The organism is Haematospirillum sp. 15-248 (assembly GCF_012102665.1).
Lineage (GTDB): Bacteria > Pseudomonadota > Alphaproteobacteria > Rhodospirillales > Rhodospirillaceae > Haematospirillum.
The window spans coordinates 243,048-263,017 of sequence record NZ_JAAVTF010000001.1 but is presented as its reverse complement, the minus strand read 5'-3'; the positions used below and the strand labels follow the sequence as shown (position 1 = coordinate 263,017).

Genomic DNA, 19,970 nt, shown 5'->3' with positions numbered 1-19,970 from the left:
CGGGGCCTTGAGATAAAAGCCCCGGCATTCTTTACGAAATTCCCTCTTATTGAACGGCTTCTTTCAGGCCCTTGCCGGCCCGGAATTTTGGCTGCTTGGATGCCGGAATCTTTATGACATCCCCTGTACGCGGGTTGCGCCCTTCTGTCGCTGCGCGCCGGGATATGGAGAACGTACCAAACCCCACAAGCCGCACCTCGTCACCTTTCTTGAGGGATGAGGTGATTGTGGAGAATATACCGTCAATAGCACGCCCCGCATCATTCTTGCTCAACCCGCTTGTCTCGGCAACGGCAGCAATCAATTCACTTTTGTTCACGTGAAGCTCCCTTCTGTCATGACAAAAACAGAACTGGCAGAATCTGCGGAAGAACCGGACCTGCACAATAGAAATCAGATCATCAGCGCTGCATTCCGTCAACGTCATACTGATAGAGGAAGAGTATATTTCTCTCTTTTCATCTCTTACCTAAATTGTGGATTGATATATTTCCAATAGAAATCCATACATCAACAGCATGCAATAACAAAACGGGGTCCAGAAAGGACCCCGTCAGGCGCGTGTTTCAGACAGGTAGGAACACTCAATGAGGTCGAATATCCGTCACATCATCGTCACGGGAACGTGCGATGTCAGCAGCCTTGTTTTCTTCATCCTCTGACCATTCGATCGGCACAGGACGCTCAACCAAGGCATGATCCAAGACTTCATCAACTGTCGAAACAGGAATGATGCGCAGACCTTTCCTTACATTGTCAGGGATTTCAGCCAGGTCCTTCTCATTCTCCTGCGGAATCAGAACAGTTTTGATACCACCCCTCAAAGCCGCCAACAATTTTTCCTTCAGTCCGCCGATTGCCAGAACCCGCCCCCGCAGAGTTATTTCGCCGGTCATCGCGACGTCAGCCCGGATTTTGATGCCCGTTAGCGTCGACACGATAGCTGTCGACATTGCAACCCCGGCAGAAGGCCCGTCTTTAGGTGTCGCCCCTTCGGGAACATGAACGTGGATATCTTTTCGATCAAAAATGGTGGGCTTCAGACCAAACGTCGTTGCCCGTGAGCGGACATAGGATCGAGCCGCTTCTATAGACTCCTTCATGACGTCGCCCAGCTGACCCGTAACGGTAAACTTGCCTTTCCCGGGAACAGTAACCGCCTCAATCGACAAAAGATCGCCACCGACCTCTGTCCAAGCCAAGCCTGTTACAACGCCGACCAAGTCCTCCAGCTCCGCCTCTCCATAGCGGTACTTGCGGACCCCGGCGTATTTCTCCAGGTTTTTTGGGCTAACCGCGACCTTTTTCAGACCACGCAACAAAATTTCCTTGGTTGCTTTGCGGGTCAAGGTTGCCAGTTCTCTTTCCAGATTACGAACGCCGGCTTCACGCGTGTAATAGCGAACCAAATCACGAAGAGCCTGATCCGTAATAGACCATTCATCTTTCTTCAGGCCATGGGCTTCCATTTGCTTGGGTATCAAATGGCGCCGACAGATCTCCACTTTCTCATCCTCAGTATACCCGGACAGCCGTATAATCTCCATGCGGTCAAGCAAAGGCTGCGGCATTCTAAGCGTATTGGCCGTGCATACAAACATCACGTCGGAAAGATCGTAATCCACCTCCAGATAATGATCCTGGAAGGTGGTATTCTGCTCGGGATCCAACACTTCCAGCAAGGCAGAGGACGGATCCCCGCGCCAATCCTGCCCCAACTTGTCAACCTCATCCAGAAGGAACAGAGGGTTGGATGTCTTGGCCTTCTTCATGCCCTGAATAACCTTGCCCGGCATCGACCCTATGTAGGTGCGACGATGTCCCCGTATTTCGGATTCATCACGCACCCCACCAAGCGAGACACGAACAAAGCTACGATTTGTCGATTTTGCGATGGATTGACCGAGAGACGTCTTCCCGACACCGGGCGGCCCCACCAAGCACAGGATAGGCCCCTTCAGCTTGCGCGTACGCTGCTGAACAGCAAGATACTCCAGAATGCGTTCCTTGACCTTCTCAAGGCCATAGTGATCCGTATCAAGGACTTTACCCGCTGCCTTGACGTCATTGCGCACTTTAGAGGGTTTTTTCCAAGGAATAGAAAGCATCCAGTCGAGATAATTGCGAACAACTGTTGCTTCTGCCGACATGGGGCTCATTGACTTCAGCTTACGCAGCTCGCCCAGAGCTTTTTCCTTGGCTTCCTTGGAAAGCTTGGTCTTGTTTATGCGCTCCTCAAGCTCGGCAATTTCGTCTTTGCCATCCTCACCTTCACCAAGCTCTTTCTGGATCGCCTTCATGCGCTCATTCAGATAATACTCGCGCTGGGTCTTCTCCATCTGCCGCTTGACACGGTTACTGATACGCTTTTCAACCTGCAAAACACCAATCTCGGACTCCATATGCCCCAAGATCCGCTCCAGGCGCTCTGTAATGGTCTGGAGTTCAAGAAGTTCCTGCTTCTCGGAAATTTTCAGGGAAAGGTGAGAGGCTACGGTATCTGCCAGCTTGGCAGAATCCTCAATTTGATTGATCGAGACAAGAACTTCAGGCGGTATTTTCTTGTTGAGCTTTATGTATTGTTCGAAACGGCTGGTTACAGAACGGGCAAGAGCCTCAAGCTCCTGACTGTCACCCTCTTCTTCTTCCAGCAGAACGACCCCTGCTTCATAAAACTCTTCACGCGGACCATAAGCAGAAATACGGGCACGTTGCCCACCTTCCACCAGAACTTTGACCGTCCCGTCAGGCAGTTTCAGCAGCTGCAAAACCGTCGAAAGCGTCCCAACATCATAGATATCCTGCGGAGACGGGTCGTCCTGTGATGCGTTTTTCTGGGCAACAAGCAGGATCTGCTTGTCATCCGTCATAACATCCTCAAGTGCACGGACACTCTTCTCACGACCCACAAACAGTGGGACAATCATGTGTGGGAAGACGACAATATCCCGCAAGGGCAGGACAGGGAAAGTTTGCAATGAGCCCGTCTCCACAATGAACCTCTTCTTTCCAGCAACCGGCCCTCTCAGAGGCACCAAGTCGCTTTTGTGACTTCAAAATCAAGGCAAGAGCCGTGAAAAACAGCCCTGAGCACCAAGTGTAGATGGGATATAAGCAGAAACCAAGCTGCCAGCCACTGTTATTGCGTTAAAAATCGACTCTGACAGCAAAAATATGCTTCCAGGAACGCAGGTAAGGCAGAAGAAGAGCAGCACTCTCACTGTAAAAGGTGCGGCTCGGAAGGCAACAAGGACTTATCTTCGGTAGAAAATTTCGGAAGGAGAATAACCTGCTCACCCGGACGACCCATATTGAACATAACACGCGCCCGCTCCTCTAGAAGATCCGGATCTATCCCTTCTGGCCGGAGTAAGGAGACCCGATTTTCAAGATCGGCCCGCTTTGCCTGCAATGCCTGAAGGGCGGATTCTGCTCGCACTATTTCTTGACGAATTTGCCACCACGAGAACAGGCCACGGTCACCTTGGATGGCATGAAATGCGAAATAGAAGACAGCAGCCATACCCAACAGTGGAGCAATGGCCTTGTTCAGCCTTCGACGTATTTCTTCAACTATGGACATGTCTTACAACAAACACGGCAATCTCATGTGGGTCAATAGTGCCACGCCATACAGCGCAGCAGGCAGTAACATCTCTGCACCGCCTGCTATGCACTAAAGACTAACCCCGCAGAATGCTGCGCCCGGCATAAGCAGCAGAAGCGCCCAACAGCTCCTCAATCCGAATAAGCTGATTGTACTTGGCAATACGATCCGACCGGCTCAACGAACCCGTCTTGATCTGCCCGCAATTGGTCGCCACAGCAATATCAGCAATGGTGCTATCTTCTGTTTCACCAGAGCGGTGGGAAAGAATAGAAGTATACCCTGCCCTATGCGCAACCTCTACGGCCTGTAAAGTTTCAGATAGCGTGCCGATCTGGTTGACCTTAACCAGAATAGAGTTGGCAACACCTTCGCTCAAACCACGGGAAAGGCGCTCAGCGTTGGTCACAAAAAGATCATCACCAACAAGTTGAACTTTCTTACCCAGCGCATCCGTAAGAAGTTTCCAGCCCCCCCAGTCATCCTCAGCCAATCCATCCTCAATGGAAAAGATCGGGTAGCGACCACAAAGATCCTCATAATAGCGGACCATCTGACCCGCATCGAGCACCTTGCCTTCACCTTCCATATGATAACGCCCATCACGGAAAAACTCTGTCGAGGCTGCATCAAGCGCCAGAACGATGTCGTCCCCCGGTCTGTAACCGGCCTTCTCGACAGCCTTCACGATGAAACCAAGCGCTTCATCCGCTGATTTCAGACCGGGGGCAAAGCCACCCTCGTCACCTACATTGGTGTTGTGACCTGCGTCGCTCAACTGCTTTTTCAGCGCATGAAAAACTTCTGCACCCATACGTACTGCATCCGCCATACTGTCGGCGGAAACCGGCATAATCATGAATTCCTGAATATCAATTGGATTATCAGCATGTTGACCACCATTAATGATATTCATCATCGGAACCGGAAGGGTCCGGGCGAAAACGCCACCAACATACCGATAAAAAGGCAGACTGACCTCATCAGCCGCAGCCTTGGCAACAGCCAAGGAAACACCAAGAACCGCATTGGCCCCCAGACGAGCCTTGTTTGGCGTGCCATCGAGGTCAACCATGGCTTGGTCAATGTCAATCTGCTCTTCAGCATCCATACCGGCCAAAACTGGAAAAATTTCCTCATTGACCGCGTCAACAGCTTTCAGAACACCCTTGCCCAAATAACGGGCCTTGTCTCCGTCACGCAGTTCAACAGCCTCGTGGGCACCTGTTGACGCCCCAGAAGGAACCGCAGCACGGCCAAAAGCACCACTTTCCAAGATAACATCAACCTCAACGGTCGGATTCCCACGTGAATCAAGGATCTCACGTGCGTGCACGTCGACAATAACGGTCATGGCAGAACAAACTCCTCAGGCAAGGTGTACCGGATGCTGTTTGGCCAAGCGATCAAATGCGGAAAGTTCGCGCAAAAGAGCCGGCATCTGGTGAAGGGGAATCATATTCGGGCCGTCAGAAGGTGCCCTGTCCGGATCTTCATGCGTCTCTATAAACACACCGGCCAGCCCCAAAGACAGGGCAGCACGGGCAATAACAGGAGCAAACTCACGCTGTCCACCAGAAGAAGAACCACGTCCGCCTGGCTGCTGCACGGCATGCGTTGCATCAATAATAACCGGGCACCCCGTATCACGCGCCATAATGGGCAAGCCCCGCATGTCTACAACCAACGTGTTGTAACCAAAGGACGCGCCACGCTCCGTCAAAAGCACAGAGGAATTCCCGGCCTCATCCAGTTTGGAGACAACATTTTTCATATCCCAGGGCGCCAGAAACTGTCCCTTCTTAACATTAACCACACGCCCCGTACCGGCCGCCGCTACCAACAGGTCTGTCTGTCGGCACAAGAAAGCCGGAATCTGCAATACATCAACGACTGAGGCCACCTCCGCACACTGCCACGGCTCATGCACGTCTGTGAGAACCGGGATCGAGAAGAGCCTGCGAACGTCGTCAAAAACAGGAAGAGCTGCCTCCAGACCTGCTCCCCTCTTCCCACTGGAAGATGTCCTGTTGGCTTTATCAAAAGACGTCTTGTAAATCAGCGGGATACCAGCCTCGGCACAGATCTCGACGAGACGACCGGCTGTATCCAGTGCATGAGCACGGCTCTCCATCTGACACGGTCCTGCGACGAGAGCCATCGGCAGATCATTGCCAAGAACAAGACTGCCGATAGAAACATGGCGCGGCGGAGTAACTGGGTTTGACATCAAAACCGTCCTGACAGGGTTAAGCCACACAATCCATCAAACCAAACGGGACTTTGTAACCGCAGCCTGAATAAAGGATGTGAACAGTGGATGCGGATCAAATGGCTTGGATTTCAACTCCGGGTGAAACTGTACGCCAATGAACCACGGATGATCTGAATACTCAACAATTTCCGGCAACAAGCCATCCGGAGAAAGCCCGGAGAAACGCAGGCCAGCCGCTTCAAGCTGCTCACGGTAGTGAACATTCACCTCGTAACGGTGCCGATGGCGCTCAGAAATACGCTCATGCCCATATATAGACCGTACCTTGCTACCCTCTGCCAATAGACACTCATAGCTCCCCAAGCGCATGGTTCCGCCCATGTCATTGGTAGAGGATCTTTTGACAAGCTCTGTGCCGCGCAGCCATTCTGTCATCAACCCAACCAAAGGCTCACTGGTCGGACCGAACTCCGAGGACGACGCATCAGGCAGATTGGCCAGATGGCGTGCGCATTCAATAACGGCCATCTGCATACCGAAACAAATGCCGAAATAAGGAATCTTATGCTCTCTCGCAAAGCGGGCGGCACGGATCTTGCCCTCAGCTCCGCGTTCTCCAAAGCCACCGGGCACCATAATGCCATCAACGGACTCAAGAAAACGCGCAGCATCCTCTCGTTCGAAAATCTCGGAATCAAACCACTCAAGCTGAACCTTGACATTATTGGCGATACCGCCATGAACCAAAGCCTCGGAAAGAGACTTGTAGCTATCAAGAAGGCTTGTGTATTTGCCAACAATACCAATCGTCACAACCCCTTCGGGCTTTGTAACCCGTCCGACGATGGTGTGCCAACGCCCCAGATCCGGGGAAACATCAGAGGGCAGGCCAAAATGACGGCAAACCTGCGTATCAAGACCCTGTGCGTGATAGTCTATTGGCACCTGATAAATCGTGGGAGCATCAAGGGCCGCAATTACGTTCTTCTCGTTGACATTGCAAAACAGCGCAATCTTCCGACGTTCACTTTCCGGTATAGGCCTATCGGAACGGCACATCAGAATATCAGGCTGGATCCCGACCGATAAAAGCTCCTTGACGGAATGCTGCGTTGGCTTGGTCTTCAGCTCACCAGCCGTCGGAATATAGGGCAGAAGAGTAACATGGATCACCATCGCCCGTTCGCGACCAAGCTCGTTACCCAGCTGGCGAATAGCTTCAAGGAACGGCAGGCTTTCTATGTCACCAACCGTACCCCCAATTTCACACAAGCAGAAGTCCTCATCGGTCAGATCAGACAGAATAAAGGTTTTAATCTGGTCCGTAACATGGGGAATAACCTGAACGGTTCCCCCCAGATAATCGCCCCGACGCTCTTTCTCCAGAACGGTACGATAAATACGACCCGCGGTTACGTTATCGGAACGACGCGATGCGACGCCTGTAAAACGCTCGTAATGACCGAGATCAAGATCAGTTTCCGCACCATCATCGGTGACGTAAACCTCACCGTGCTGGGTCGGACTCATGGTGCCGGGATCAACGTTAAGATAGGGGTCAAGCTTGCGAAGCCGTACCTTGTATCCCCTTGCCTGCAGACTGGCCCCCAGCGCGGCAGAGGCAAGCCCCTTGCCAAGGGAGGAAACTACACCGCCTGTAATAAAAATAAAACGGGTCATGGTCCGCTAACTCTTGCCTTCAAAATAAAAACGACGCAGAAGCCCAGATTGACAAGCACCGGAACAAAGCCTGGATATTGCATACAGCCAACACGCAGAACTGCCACAGACCAGAACAAGGCCAAGGGAATAATGCCCGACAATCCCTGCACAAGCAGGGTGTCTGCCACCCCTGACTTTACTCAGAAAGGGGAACCGAAGGCTCACCCGAACGCTGGCCAGACGGTGCAGAAGCAGGTTGCTCCGGAACATCCAGAATGGAACCAGCCCGGTTCCCACCCGCCAGAACAGCCAAGATCATGCTGGTCGAAAAGAATGCAACAGCCAGAAGGGCTGTAGCGCGGGTCAGAATGTTGCCCGCTGCACGCCCCGAGACAAAGCCCGCATTCCCACCGATGCCAAGAGCACCTCCCTCGGAACGCTGAAGCAAAATGACGCCCACAAGAGCCATGGCAATCAGAAGATGAATAACAAGGACAACCGTAATCATGAGATAGTGCAACCTGTCAAAGGGCTGGTCTGCGACACCCGAATCCAAACTCACATGGACATCAGGGACTTCAACGCACGGCCTGAATCATCAAACGGGCATTTTTAATGCCCTTGATGTCAGGATGCCAGAACAAATTACCATTTATCTGACAGCGGCAGTCACAATGGCCCAGAAATCATCCAGGATAAGACTGGCTCCACCGACAAGGGCACCATCAACATCCCCCAGGCCAAGGATCTCTGCCGCATTGGAAGGCTTCACAGAACCACCATAGAGAATGCGTGTGGCACCAGCATCATCCCCGATTATCTTTGCAAGAAGACGCCGTATCTCTCCATGCACATTCGCAATCTCTTCCATCGTCGGCACTTGACCGGATCCGATGGCCCACACGGGCTCATACGCTATGATCGTGTTGGCATACGTCGCACCTGCTGGGAGTGATTCCTGCACCTGTCGCCCGACAACAGCAAGAGTTTCCCCCCTGTCTCTTTCCGAGCTGTTCTCGCCAACGCATATAATCGCAACCAAGCCAGCAGCTTGGGCTGCCTGAGCCTTGTCCTTGACCTGCGCACTGCTCTCTGCATGTCCCGTACGCCGCTCGGAGTGACCCAGCAGAACATGAGAAGCACCAACATCGCGCAACATCCAAGCCGACAGATCACCGGTAAAGGCACCCTTCTCGGCACGGTGGCAGTCCTGTCCTCCTATGGCAACAGGCGTATCATCAAGGGCACGTACCATGTAGTCCAGCAGGGTTGCCGGGGGAAAGAGCGCAATATCAACAGCAACATTCCCCATGGCATGGCAGCAGGATGCAAGGCCTTCCACCATAAGCTCGGCGTCGGCACGCAGGCCATTCATTTTCCAGTTTCCGGCAACCAAAAGGCGCTTCTGCCCCATGGGTCAGCTCCTTACCTTCTTGTTCATGTCTGTCTACTTGATTTCGCACAACAATGGAGCGAACAAAAGCCCCCCCTATCTAACACGTTGAGAGCACCTTTCCAATGAACGAACGCGCCAGAAAATGGATTTGCAAAGAAAATTTCCATGCTGAACATCACGCTCGATCCAGGATGCCGGTTGCCCGTACGCCATGGTATGCTTATCATATGCTTCCCGATGTCACTCTGGACTGAACCAGGAACAAACATGCTTGATGCGCTGCGTAAATCCACCGGCTCTCTGGTGGCGAAAATTCTTTTTGCTGTTCTGATACTCAGCTTTGGCATCTGGGGGATCGGGGATGTTGTCAATTCCAGAGCCAACAACAAGCCTGCCATCACGGTAGGCGCTATAGATATCAGCGGCCTTATGCTCAAGGACCAACTGGCACGCCAGATGGACAGGCTCCGTCAGATCTTTGGTCCCGGTTTTGATGCTGATTCAGCCCGGCAGATTGGCTTGATAGAAAGCACTGTCTCATCGCTTTCAGCCTCTGCCGCTCAGGAAATGCTGGCACGTGATCTTGGCATCGTCGTTTCTGATACCGCCCTTAGAGAAGTCACCATACAACAGCCAGCTTTCCAGAATGCCGAGGGCACATTTGACCGTACACGATTTAACCAAGTTCTTGCCGCCAATAACCTGACAGAACAAGGCTGGCTTGACATAGCCCGCAAGGACTTGGTTCGCGCCCGCCTTGAGGATGCCTTGACCAGCGGCATTGTGACACCGCTCAAAATGGCAGAAGTATTATACCGCATTCGCGAGGAACGCCGCGACGCTCATGTCCTGCAAATCAGTACAGCCGCACAGGACGTGGCAGCTCGGCCGGATGACGGCACTCTGCATGCCTTCTACGAAGAGAATAAAAGTGTGTTTGCAGTGCCAGAGACACGGGATCTTTCTGTTCTCGTCATGAATCCAACCATGCTTGAAAGCAGAATAACGATTAGCGATGAGGATGTTGCCAACTATTACAGTACAAACCAGGATCTCTTCACGACCCCAGAAAGCAGGCCGGTTACGCAGGTCATTGTTGAAACCGAAGATACCGCCAACCATATCTTGGGGCAGGTAAAGGCCGGCTCAAGCCTTGCTGATGCCGCGATCAAAACAGGCTCAGGGAAGCCTTTGGATATGGGGCTCATTACCAAAAATAGCCTACCTGAAGATATTGCAGCCGTCGTCTGGTCCTTGCCCGGAAATGGCGTGTCACAGCCTGTTCAGTCAGCTGTGGGGTGGCATGTCTTTTCTGCTGGACCTCTTGTTCCGGCACAGACAAAACGACTGGAAACTGTGTCAGAAGAGATCAAGGCCCAGCTGAAGCGTGAAAAAGCTGCCGAGGCATTCTATGATATCGCACAGCGCATTGAAGATAGCCTTGCCTCTGGAAAAGACCACAGGGAGATTGCAGATACGTTCGGCATCAAGCTTGTAGCTGCTGATTCAATTGCGGCGGATGGATCGAGCCTCTTGCCAGCCGATCTGGAAGAAGATGTTCTGAAAGAAGCCTTTGCGTTGGCACAGGGCGAAGAAAGCCGCCTTATTCACGTGGATGGCGGCGCTTTCGTTGTGAAGGTCAATGCCGTTCATGCGCAGACAATCCAGCCATTTCAAGATGTACGGGAAAAAGTTGAGGCCTTGTGGAAGAAAAATGCACAAAAGACTGCTGCTGCTGCTATGGCCGAACAACTTGCAGCCGAACTGACATCCGGGAAGGTGCCGAACGACATCATTAACAAGGCACGCGGCATAACGGTCAGCAAGATATCGGGAATTGGCCGGGACGGACGGCAAGTCAACAAGACAGACACCCCCATGCCCCCACAGATTGTGCAGGCCCTCTTTACCCTGCCTACTGGAAAAACTTCTGTGGTCAAGGATGATCAGAATGTCTACGTCTTGCGTATGGACATGATCAAACCGGCAGATCCAAGCAAAGACAGCCACGAGGTAACGACCATGCGGAATAATGTACACTCTGCACTGGTCAACGATGTAACCAGAATCATTACAGATACTCTGCTTGACCGTTATGGCATGCATGTCAATCAAGACGTTATAAACAACCTGTTGCCATAAATCATACGGCATGCTTTAACCGCAGACGTGTGCGGGGCTTACACCAAGGCCCCGCACTGTTCCCTTATAAGGAGTCTTGCGCGCCATGCAAACCAATGTGTCATTCCAGACGTTTGAGTCCTCTTGGAAGGCTGGAAAAGCACAGGTTCTCTGGCGCAGCATATCCGCAGATATGGACAGCCCCCTGTCCGTCTTTATCAAGCTGAAGCAGTCAGATCCCCTCGCCTTTATCATGGAATCCGTCGAAGGTGGAGCTATCAGGGGGCGTTATACCTTTATGGGCCTCAATCCTGATCTTGTGTGGCGCAGTCTGTCTGGCAGTGCCGAAATTAACCGCGCAGCCAGCCTTGACCCCAACTGCTTTACGCATGACGGGAAGTCAATGGAATCACTGCGGCGCCTTATCGAAGAAAGCCACATTGATCTTCCGGACCACCTACCCCCAATGTCAGCCGGTTTGGCGGGCTATATGGGGTATGACATGGTCCGGCTGGCTGAAAAGCTTTCCAATCCGAACCCCGATACCATTGGCATACCGGATAGCCTTTTTATCAGGCCAACGATCATGGCTGTTCTGGACAACGCGCGTGATATCCTGACAATCATAACGCCTGTCAGGCCAGATCGTGCGATGTCTGCGGAACATGCGTTTGAAGCAGCCTTGGGCCGTATCAATGAAGCCATTGCACGTTTGCAAAAGCCCGCCACGGAAACCACCGCAGCTTGGAAAGAAGATTTGCCGGCCAATAACAGATCCCTTGCTCCAAGCTCGAACACAACGCGCGAACAATTCAGGGGCATGGTGGAACGGGCAAAGGAGTATATTGCAAGTGGCGACGTCTTTCAGGTTGTTCTGTCGCAACGCTTCCGCATCCCGCTCAAGGCATCACCTCTCTCTTTTTACAGAGCCCTGCGCCGCACGAACCCATCCCCGTTTCTGTTCTTTTTTGACCAAGGTGAATTCTCGCTGGTTGGATCCAGCCCTGAGATACTCGTCCGCCTCCATGACAAGACTGTAACGGTTCGTCCTTTGGCAGGGACACGAAAGCGCGGCGCAACGCCAGAAGAAGACAAGCTGCTGGAAGAAGACCTTCTTGCGGATACAAAGGAAATATCAGAACATCTGATGCTTCTGGATCTTGGGCGGAACGATGTCGGGCGCGTTGCACGCCCCGGAACCGTTCGCGTGACCCAAAAAATGTCTGTCGAACGCTATTCGCACGTTATGCATATCGTTTCCAATGTCGAAGGACAGATTGCAGACAACCATGATGCCGTTGCTGCACTGATGGCTGGTTTCCCCGCCGGAACAGTATCAGGAGCCCCGAAAGTCAGGGCCATGGAAATTATTGATGAACTGGAAAGTGAGAAACGCAGCTTCTATGCGGGTGCTTTTTGCTATATCTCGGCAAACGGGCAGCTTGATACCTGTATTACACTACGGACCGGTCTGATCAAGGACGGTGAATTGATTATACAGGCTGGTGCTGGCATTGTCGCTGATAGCAACCCTGACAGCGAATATGAAGAGTGCATCAACAAGGCGATGGCGCTCGTGCGCTCTGCACAGACAGCGGAAGAGTCTCTGTCCAGAGCAGAAGAGCAAGCCTGTATCTGACTGGAATACCTAGTCTGCCCGAATATCGAATCCTGCTTGCTCTACAGCTTGTTGCACAGCGGAAAGCTGTAGAGCCTCTTGGGCCTCAAAAGTTACTTCTTGGCGCGACAGATCAACGCGAGCCGAGTTCACACCGGGAATGCTCATAACGGCTTTTTCTACAGTACGGGCACAGCCAGTGCACGTCATACCGGAAATCTTTATTGTAAGCTTAACCATTACCTGCTCTCTTTGGTTTGATTAAATCAGCGGCCGGGGTTCCGTAGCACATGTCAATCAGCATCGACACAGGAACCAAGTCGATACCCTTGCCGGAAAGAGTTGGCAACCAGCGACGCAGGGCCCCTATGGTGGCGTCGCGCGGGTGACCAATGGCTATGGCGTATCCACGCCTCTTGGCCAAAGCCTCTGTCAGTGCCAATTGTTTCTCGACATAACCCGGCCTGTTCTCATGATCGAGAAAAATGTCGCGATCAATGGTACGCACACCCGCCTCCTCTGCAACGCGACCACCGACACTTTGCCCACTGGTGCGTGAATCCAGGAAGAACAGCCTTCGCTGCTTCAGGGCAGTCATCACAACTTTCAGACCGGCTTCATCCTCTGTAAATTTGCTTCCCTGATGATTATTGATACCAACATAGTTTTCCATACGGTCCAACATGTTGTGTACCCGGCTTGCAATCTCTTCTTTCCCCATGCGAACAAGCAACGCATCTGGACCAGGAGATACCTTTCCCTTCGGCTCCATCGGCATATGCATCATCAACTCATGTCCAGCAGCGGCAGCAGAACGCGCCTGACGCTTCAGGTCACGCGCAAACGTAAGAAAAGATGTCGTCAACGGTCCCGGTAAATCAATAACACGCCGACTTCGAACCTGGTCAACGCCCATATCATCAATGACAATAGCAACAAAAACAGTGGAATGTGGTGATCTAGGATGTGAAGAGGCAGGAGGCAAGGACGCGATTTTTACTTCAGGCTTCTGTGTTTGTGGTAACGCTGCCTTCTCCTTGGCAGAGTCAGACACAGGCAACAACGGGGCAACCGCACTCTCTGCCGACGTACTTGGCGATGGCTTTGAAGGCGCTTCGCGTGGGGCAGAGCGCCACTGATCCGAGTACGCCTCTGGTTCTGCCAAGGGCGAAACACCTTGCAAAGGGACATCGGCACGTTCTGGAAACAACGGATCCCGGCCACGGGTTATGTTATCTGCCATGACTCCAATGGGATCAATGCCCTGAGCAGCTAAAAATACAGGCGAACCAGAACGGTAAATATGCCCGATCACCAAGCCGATGACGACAGCCAGAACCAGTACAACAGCGACCATGCCACCAAATATCGCAGGACGCTGAGAAATTCTCTCAAAAAAACGAAAGAAGGATAAAAGCCCTCCCAAGCTACCTGCCCCTTTCCGGACACTTCGCCTTTCCTTTCGTCCTCGTACGGTTTTGCGGGAAGACGAAACCTTGGAGCGCGTCGGTCCGGTACGCGAAAGGCGCTGTTTTGGCAAGGTCCTGATCCTGTTTTGTCTTTACTCTATTATGAAAGGGGGCAGTATACGTGCCAAGGATTCAAGGTGCCACCCCTGTTCTATCCCGGTGTGTCACCTGCGGGATAAATCGGGAGGGCTCCAGCGCAAAAGCACCAACGAGCCCAGAACAACACTGACGCTGGAAAAAGCCATGGCTGCTCCGGCAATCACCGGATCAAGAAGACCCGCAACAGCCATTGGAACAGCCGAGATATTGTATACAAAAGCCCAAAAAAGATTTTGACGTATTCTACCCAGAATTGCTTCAGCAATAGCAAAAGCATATGGCAACAGGGCAATATCCCCGCGCATCAAGACAACAGACGATGATTCCATAGCGACATCTACACCCGATCCCATTGAAATCGCAACATCAGCCATCGCAAGTGCAGGGGCATCATTGAGACCATCGCCAATCATGCCAACGCCATGCCCTGCAGTTTTGAGAGATACAATAATGTCCGCTTTTTTCTGTGGAAGCGTCTCGGCATAGACATTGGAAATTCCGACAGCCATGGCAACAGAGCGAGCAGAACGCACGCTGTCACCTGTCAACATCACAACATCCAGGCCCCGGGACTTCAGCCACCGAACAACTCCCGGCGATTCAGGACGAATACGATCTGCCAAAGCAAAAGCTGCTGCTACCGGGCCATCATCCGGGGCCAGCCATACCAAAGTCTGCCCCTTGTCCCGCCGAAGATCGGCCCACTCCTGCCATGGCTCACATTCCTTGCCTTCCTGCTGCATACAGACCGATGATCCCAGAACCCAGCCGCGCCCCCCAATCTTTCCGCGTATACCCAGGCCGGGCATTTCAATCCAGTCTGTAACATGCGTGACCTCACACCCTTCATCCTCTGCCTTTTCCACAAAAGCACGGGCAAGGGGATGAAGGCTCCCCTGCTGAAGGCTGGCGGCAACAGTCAGCATGGCACCAAGATCATCAGCGAGACAATCAACCACGACTGGTCGGCCTTCCGTCAAGGTTCCTGTCTTGTCCATAACAACGGTAGAGAGCGTACGTATCTTCTCAAGCACCGCCGCATCACGCAGAAGAACACCATGGCGGGCAGCAACAGATGTACCGACAACAAGTGCCGTTGGTGTCGCAAGGCCCAGTGCACAAGGACAGGCAACCACCAGCACCGAAATTGCCGCGATCATCCCCACCTCGAGATTTCCGGCAATCACCCACCACCCCGTAATGGTCATCAAGGCAAGAACCATAATGCAGGGCACGAAAATCGCTGAAATCCTGTCCACCAAAGCTTGCACGGGTGGCTTTGAAGCTTGGGCGGTCTCGACAAGATGAATGATGCGGTTCAGCACAGATTCTGCACCAACGGCCTGTGCGCGAATTCTCAGAACACCATTGATATTCAGGGACCCACCGACAACGGCATCACCAACACGTTTTGATACCGGCATACTCTCACCGGACAGAAGGGATTCATCCACATCGCCCATTCCCTCCTCAAGACATCCATCAACCGGTATTCTCTCGCCCGGACGAACGCAAACCACCATTCCCGGGACTACCTGTGCAGCGGGCAGCATGTACAGCCCCTTGTCCGGTATATGGACGCACACCTCATCAGGACGCAGCTTCATCAGGGACTGCAGTGCTGCACCGGATGCGTCACGTGCCCTTCCCTCCAGCCACTTTCCAAGAAGAACCAAGGTGATAACCACCGCAGATCCCTCGAAGTACAAGTCCTGGTGATGTCCCCCGGTGCCCCATATGACCCTTTGGACGGACAGACCCCACGCAGCAGATGTTCCAAGGGCCACAAGGCAATCCATTGTGGCATACCCCTTCTTCAGGGCAGACCAGGCACCACGATAAAAACGGGCTCCTCCGGCTATCTGCACAACGGTCGTCAATACCGCCTGTATCAGTACAGGAACACGCCATGGAGAAGACAGCAGGTGCAAAACCATATCAGCGACAAGGGGAAGAGAAAGCAGTCCAACACCAACAAGAAGAACAATCTCACGGCGCTGTCTCTGTTTCTTTTCATGCTCGTAGGCCCGAAATCCCGCCGCCGTTTCGGGCAGGTCTCCTGGAATAAAACCGGCATCCCGAACTGCTTGATGCAGCGCCTCCTGCCCACCGGCGAATGAGGCACTCATCCAGATATCGGCCCGCTCTAGGGGGAACAAGACACTCGCATGCTCCACGCCCTCCAGCCTGGACAAGACTTTCTCAAGACGTGATGCGCAGGCAACACAGGTCATCCCCTGTACGGAAAGGCCTATATGACCGGCAGACGATGCAACCTGGGTGCGACGAGAATCCATAGACATCTCTCCGGGCACGATGTACCAAGAACGGGCGACGTGCAGTAGGCATGTCAGAAGCTATCCCTTCGTAATAACAGGCAGGGATATGGGTCAACAGAAATGAAATGCACAACCACATTGTGTGCTTGTATCCTGGTTAGCATGGTGTAACAAAAAAATGCCCATAGACGTGCAGTCCCAATCCCCGGAACAGACAGTCATGCCATTGGTTTTGATCGATAACTACGACAGCTTTACCTGGAACCTCTGGCATTATCTGGCAGAGCTGGGAGTGGAAGCAAAAGTTGTGCGCAACGATGCTGTAACAGCCAAGGATGTCATGGCGTGGCAACCAAGAGGGATTGTTCTGTCACCCGGACCATGTGACCCTGACAAGGCCGGCATTTGCTTGGAGCTGATTGAAAAGGCTGCCGGACAGGTTCCGGTCATGGGGGTATGCCTGGGGCATCAGGCCATAGGCCAAGTTTTTGGAGGGCGTGTTGTCCGCGCGCCAGAGCCAATGCATGGCAAGATTTCTCCTGTCCACCATACCGGGCAAGGGCTTTTTTCAGGCCTGCCCAATCCCTTCCGGGCTACGCGCTACCACTCTCTTTTGGTCGCTCGCGATTCCCTGCCGGACTGCCTTGAAATCACGGCACAAACTGAAGACGGTTTGATTATGGGCCTGTCGCACCGCGACATGCCAATTCATGGCGTTCAGTTCCATCCGGAAAGCATCGCCAGCGAACATGGCCATGATATATTCCGTAATTTTCTGAATATAGCTGGTTATACTTGCAATGAAAGGGCCGCCTGAACCATGAGCGGAGGACTGGGAAAATTTCTGCCGCGCCTGGCTGATGGCGAGGTTCTGTCTTCAGAAGAGGCCGCCGAGGCTTTTGATGTCATCATGTCAGGACGAGCTACCCCTGCTCAGGTCGGTGCCTTCCTGATGGCCATGCGCCTGAGAGGTGAGACCGTTGATGAAATAACAGCAGCGGCCAGGACAATGCGCTCTCATGCTGTGCGGATACAGGCTCCACCCGGCGCCATCGACATTGTCGGAACCGGTGGTGATGGCAGCGGAACCTATAATATATCCACCGCTGCGGCCCTTGTTGTCGCTGCGGTAGGGGTTCCTGTTGCCAAGCACGGCAATCGCGCTGCATCGTCGCGCTCGGGATCTGCGGATGTTCTGTGCGCACTTGGCCTGAATCTGGACGCCGATTTCACAGTTGTCGAAAAGGCCATGCACACGATTGGAATTGGTTTCATGATGGCTCCTCGCCACCATTCGGCCATGCAGCATGTTGCCCCCGCACGCCGGGAAATTGGGGTAAGGACGATTTTCAATCTCCTTGGGCCGCTGACCAATCCTGCCAGTGCTGATTATCAGCTGATGGGTGTATTTGATCGCAAGTGGCTTGAACCGGTTGCCCACTGTTTGGGAAAGCTGGGACTCAGGCGGGCAACAGTCGTATGCGGTCACGACGGCTTGGACGAAGTAACAACGACAGGCCCAACCTATGCCGCCGAACTCAGAGATGGCAACGTCCGATGCTTTGAGATTGTTCCGGAAGATGCAGGCCTGCCGCGGGCAACTTTAGCTGAGTTGAAAGGGGGAACCGCCGAGCATAATGCGGAAATGATCCGCAAAATACTGGGGGGTGAGCCGGGGCCATTCCGTAATATTGTGGTTTTGAATGCAGCCGCAGCGCTTGTGACAGCCGAAAGGGTCAATACCTTGCGTGAAGGTGCCGAGCTGGCTTGTCGCGCAATCGACAGCGGCAAGGCATCCAGCATACTGGCTTCATTGGTACGCCTCTATGGATCGCATCACTCTGTCAGCGTGCGTGAGGTCAACGTATGAGTGATGTGCTCGAACGCATCTGCGCACAAACCCGTTTGGATCTGGAGCAAAGGAAGAAGAAGTTTTCCCTGCGTGACTTGGAAGACAAAGCTACAGCCGCTGACCAGGCCCGTGGCTTTGCCAACGCCTTGGACCAGCACGTGGAGCAGGGACGCTATGGCCTGATTTGTGAAATCAAGAAGGCATCACCGTCCGGTGGATTGATACGCCCCGACTTTGATCCATCTGCACTGGCCAAAGCCTACGAAAAAGGTGGGGCATCATGCCTCTCTGTTCTGACAGATGTTCCCTTCTTCCAAGGATCGGATGCCTATCTGGTTGCGGCCCGCGCCGCTTGCTCCCTGCCCGTCCTGCGCAAGGACTTTATGCTTGATCCATGGCAGATCGTTGAATCCCGCTCCATGGGAGCCGACTGTGTCTTATTGATTGTTGCAGCACTGGATAAAGCCTTGCTGGCAGAAATGGAGTCACTGGCCCTGTCGCTGGGAATGGATGCCCTGATTGAAGTCCATGATGAATCTGAGATGGAATGCGCTTTACGTCATACACAATCAGGATTGATCGGCGTCAACAACCGCAATCTGCGAACCCTGGAAACCAATCTGGCAACAACCGAGGCATTGGCTGCCATGGTTGGTAAAGATCGCACCCTTGTTTCAGAAAGTGGACTGAAACAAAAAGCAGATCTCGACAGAATGGCACAGTCAGGAGCCAGACGGTTTCTTATTGGTGAAAGCTTGATGCGCCAAGAGGATGTTGAGACTGCTACACTGAGGCTTGCTGTCGCATGATGCTGTAAAACCTCTTCTCGCATACAGCCTGTTGGCGTTGACCTGACGAAAGAACTAAAGTAGAACATACTATTGTTCTTCTGATCTCTTGGCTGGCGCCTACAGCGCTGGGTAGGGTGGGGTCCATGCTTACAAAAAAACAGCACCAGCTTCTCTGCTTTATTGATCTCAGGCTACGCGAGAATGGGGTATCACCGTCGTTTGACGAAATGAAGGATGCCTTGGGACTACAATCAAAATCTGGCATTCATCGCTTGATTACGGGATTGGAAGAGCGTGGCTTTATAAGGCGCCTGCCCCACCGCGCCCGGGCGCTTGAAGTTATACGCATGCCCGAAAAATCATCTGGGCAAGCAGGAACAAAAGGACGGCCTGACGAAACAGTGCGGACAATCAGTCATGTTCGCAGCAAATTCGGGCAACCCCTGTCAGGGATTCCCATCCCCGGTAACAGCGAGGCCGTACAACTCCCTCTCTATGGCAAGATTGCTGCCGGAACGCCGATCGAAGCGCTGTGTGACCAAACAAGCCTGGTGGAAGTTCCTGCATCCATTCTGTCGGGAGGAGATCACTATGCCCTTACCGTGGAGGGCGATTCCATGATAGAGGCCGGCATTCTTGATGGTGATACCGTGATTATACGGCGCTGCGAGAAAGCCGAAAACGGCACTATCGTTGTTGCGTTGGTTGATAACGAAGAAGCAACCCTCAAACGTCTGCGCCACAAGGGCAATGCAATCGCGCTCGAGCCCGCCAATCGTACGTATGAAACGCGTATATTTGGCCCGGATCGGGTTACGGTACAGGGACAACTGGTTGGACTCCTGAGAAGCTACTAGAGAT

Annotated in this window: 17 protein-coding genes; 6 read left to right on the top strand and 11 right to left on the bottom strand. The window is 52.9% G+C overall.

Annotation, left to right across the window (positions count from 1 at the left end; translation table 11 throughout):
* Window positions 1–46: 46 nt before the first annotated feature.
* The 8 genes from HEQ72_RS01130 to tpiA all read right to left on the bottom strand — a co-directional run bounded on the left by HEQ72_RS01130 (window position 47) and on the right by tpiA (window position 8,898).
* On the bottom strand, window positions 47–319 hold the full coding sequence (locus HEQ72_RS01130) for an HU family DNA-binding protein (RefSeq protein WP_066136840.1): 273 nt from the start codon (window positions 317–319) through the stop codon (window positions 47–49).
* Window positions 320–584: 265 nt separating this feature from the next.
* Window positions 585–2,927, bottom strand: coding sequence for an endopeptidase La (gene lon / locus HEQ72_RS01125; RefSeq protein ID WP_245184079.1), 2,343 nt, complete (start codon window positions 2,925–2,927; stop codon window positions 585–587).
* 290 nt (window positions 2,928–3,217) lie between these two features.
* Window positions 3,218–3,583 carry an FtsB family cell division protein gene (locus HEQ72_RS01120; protein ID WP_168018961.1) on the bottom strand — a complete coding sequence of 122 codons (366 nt, stop codon included), beginning with the start codon at window positions 3,581–3,583 and terminating at the stop codon, window positions 3,218–3,220.
* 100 nt (window positions 3,584–3,683) lie between these two features.
* On the bottom strand, window positions 3,684–4,961 hold the full coding sequence (eno, locus tag HEQ72_RS01115) for a phosphopyruvate hydratase (RefSeq protein ID WP_168022351.1): 1,278 nt from the start codon (window positions 4,959–4,961) through the stop codon (window positions 3,684–3,686).
* A gap of 15 nt (window positions 4,962–4,976) precedes the next feature.
* A complete protein-coding gene (gene kdsA / locus HEQ72_RS01110) occupies window positions 4,977–5,837 on the bottom strand; it encodes a 3-deoxy-8-phosphooctulonate synthase (RefSeq protein WP_168018968.1) in 861 nt (286 codons plus the stop codon).
* A gap of 36 nt (window positions 5,838–5,873) precedes the next feature.
* The gene (locus HEQ72_RS01105) at window positions 5,874–7,502 is read right to left on the bottom strand and encodes a CTP synthase (protein ID WP_168018969.1); all 1,629 of its coding nucleotides are present in this window, start codon (window positions 7,500–7,502) and stop codon (window positions 5,874–5,876) included.
* Between the two features lie 178 nt (window positions 7,503–7,680).
* A complete protein-coding gene (gene secG / locus HEQ72_RS01100; protein WP_322099166.1) occupies window positions 7,681–8,046 on the bottom strand; it encodes a preprotein translocase subunit SecG in 366 nt (121 codons plus the stop codon).
* Between the two features lie 90 nt (window positions 8,047–8,136).
* Entirely contained in the window at window positions 8,137–8,898 is a 762-nt protein-coding gene (tpiA, locus tag HEQ72_RS01095; RefSeq protein ID WP_168018971.1) for a triose-phosphate isomerase, read from the bottom strand.
* Window positions 8,899–9,045: 147 nt separating this feature from the next.
* Between tpiA and HEQ72_RS01090 the strand changes: the two genes are divergently transcribed.
* Both HEQ72_RS01090 and trpE read left to right on the top strand, forming a co-directional pair.
* Window positions 9,046–11,022: a peptidyl-prolyl cis-trans isomerase gene (locus HEQ72_RS01090; RefSeq protein ID WP_168022350.1), complete on the top strand. Its 1,977-nt coding sequence runs from the start codon at window positions 9,046–9,048 to the stop codon at window positions 11,020–11,022.
* 85 nt (window positions 11,023–11,107) lie between these two features.
* Window positions 11,108–12,640 (top strand): anthranilate synthase component I, encoded by a 1,533-nt coding sequence (trpE, locus tag HEQ72_RS01085; protein WP_168018975.1) that lies wholly within the window; start codon window positions 11,108–11,110, stop codon window positions 12,638–12,640.
* A 9-nt stretch (window positions 12,641–12,649) separates the two neighbouring features.
* Here the strand turns inward: trpE and HEQ72_RS01080 are convergent, their stop codons facing one another.
* The 3 genes from HEQ72_RS01080 to HEQ72_RS01070 form a co-directional block, all read right to left on the bottom strand.
* Complete coding sequence (locus HEQ72_RS01080; RefSeq protein ID WP_168022349.1) at window positions 12,650–12,859, bottom strand: heavy-metal-associated domain-containing protein; 210 nt, start codon at window positions 12,857–12,859, stop codon at window positions 12,650–12,652.
* Entirely contained in the window at window positions 12,852–13,976 is a 1,125-nt protein-coding gene (locus tag HEQ72_RS01075; protein ID WP_209316153.1) for a divergent polysaccharide deacetylase family protein, read from the bottom strand. Before HEQ72_RS01075 ends, HEQ72_RS01080 begins: the two co-directional genes overlap by 8 nt.
* Window positions 13,977–14,252: 276 nt before the next feature.
* Window positions 14,253–16,484: a heavy metal translocating P-type ATPase gene (locus tag HEQ72_RS01070; protein WP_245184045.1), complete on the bottom strand. Its 2,232-nt coding sequence runs from the start codon at window positions 16,482–16,484 to the stop codon at window positions 14,253–14,255.
* Between the two features lie 202 nt (window positions 16,485–16,686).
* On the opposite strand from HEQ72_RS01070, the gene HEQ72_RS01065 reads away from it, so the two are divergent.
* From HEQ72_RS01065 to lexA, 4 genes are all read left to right on the top strand, one after another.
* Window positions 16,687–17,283, top strand: coding sequence for an anthranilate synthase component II (locus tag HEQ72_RS01065; protein WP_168018982.1), 597 nt, complete (start codon window positions 16,687–16,689; stop codon window positions 17,281–17,283).
* Between the two features lie 3 nt (window positions 17,284–17,286).
* The gene (gene trpD, locus HEQ72_RS01060; RefSeq protein WP_168022346.1) at window positions 17,287–18,336 is read left to right on the top strand and encodes an anthranilate phosphoribosyltransferase; all 1,050 of its coding nucleotides are present in this window, start codon (window positions 17,287–17,289) and stop codon (window positions 18,334–18,336) included.
* Window positions 18,333–19,127 carry an indole-3-glycerol phosphate synthase TrpC gene (gene trpC / locus HEQ72_RS01055; protein WP_168022345.1) on the top strand — a complete coding sequence of 265 codons (795 nt, stop codon included), beginning with the start codon at window positions 18,333–18,335 and terminating at the stop codon, window positions 19,125–19,127. The genes trpD and trpC overlap by 4 nt, the downstream gene beginning before the upstream one ends.
* A 125-nt stretch (window positions 19,128–19,252) precedes the next feature.
* On the top strand, window positions 19,253–19,966 hold the full coding sequence (gene lexA, locus HEQ72_RS01050) for a transcriptional repressor LexA (RefSeq protein WP_168022344.1): 714 nt from the start codon (window positions 19,253–19,255) through the stop codon (window positions 19,964–19,966).
* The last annotated feature ends 4 nt before the right edge of the window (window positions 19,967–19,970 follow it).

What these genes read in the sequence shown, in the direction of transcription:
- lon (WP_245184079.1), bottom strand. Translation starts at nt 2,927, where the DNA reads ATGATTGTCCCACTGTTTGTGGGTCGTGAGAAGAGTGTCCGTGCACTT.
- HEQ72_RS01120 (WP_168018961.1), bottom strand. Translation starts at nt 3,583, where the DNA reads ATGTCCATAGTTGAAGAAATACGTCGAAGGCTGAACAAGGCCATTGCT.
- eno (WP_168022351.1), bottom strand. Translation starts at nt 4,961, where the DNA reads ATGACCGTTATTGTCGACGTGCACGCACGTGAGATCCTTGATTCACGT.
- kdsA (WP_168018968.1), bottom strand. Translation starts at nt 5,837, where the DNA reads ATGTCAAACCCAGTTACTCCGCCGCGCCATGTTTCTATCGGCAGTCTT.
- HEQ72_RS01105 (WP_168018969.1), bottom strand. Translation starts at nt 7,502, where the DNA reads ATGACCCGTTTTATTTTTATTACAGGCGGTGTAGTTTCCTCCCTTGGC.
- tpiA (WP_168018971.1), bottom strand. Translation starts at nt 8,898, where the DNA reads ATGGGGCAGAAGCGCCTTTTGGTTGCCGGAAACTGGAAAATGAATGGC.
- HEQ72_RS01090 (WP_168022350.1), top strand. Translation starts at nt 9,046, where the DNA reads ATGCTGAACATCACGCTCGATCCAGGATGCCGGTTGCCCGTACGCCAT.
- trpE (WP_168018975.1), top strand. Translation starts at nt 11,108, where the DNA reads ATGCAAACCAATGTGTCATTCCAGACGTTTGAGTCCTCTTGGAAGGCT.
- HEQ72_RS01080 (WP_168022349.1), bottom strand. Translation starts at nt 12,859, where the DNA reads ATGGTTAAGCTTACAATAAAGATTTCCGGTATGACGTGCACTGGCTGT.
- HEQ72_RS01075 (WP_209316153.1), bottom strand. Translation starts at nt 13,976, where the DNA reads ATGGTCGCTGTTGTACTGGTTCTGGCTGTCGTCATCGGCTTGGTGATC.
- HEQ72_RS01070 (WP_245184045.1), bottom strand. Translation starts at nt 16,484, where the DNA reads ATGGATTCTCGTCGCACCCAGGTTGCATCGTCTGCCGGTCATATAGGC.
- HEQ72_RS01065 (WP_168018982.1), top strand. Translation starts at nt 16,687, where the DNA reads ATGCCATTGGTTTTGATCGATAACTACGACAGCTTTACCTGGAACCTC.
- trpD (WP_168022346.1), top strand. Translation starts at nt 17,287, where the DNA reads ATGAGCGGAGGACTGGGAAAATTTCTGCCGCGCCTGGCTGATGGCGAG.
- trpC (WP_168022345.1), top strand. Translation starts at nt 18,333, where the DNA reads ATGAGTGATGTGCTCGAACGCATCTGCGCACAAACCCGTTTGGATCTG.
- lexA (WP_168022344.1), top strand. Translation starts at nt 19,253, where the DNA reads ATGCTTACAAAAAAACAGCACCAGCTTCTCTGCTTTATTGATCTCAGG.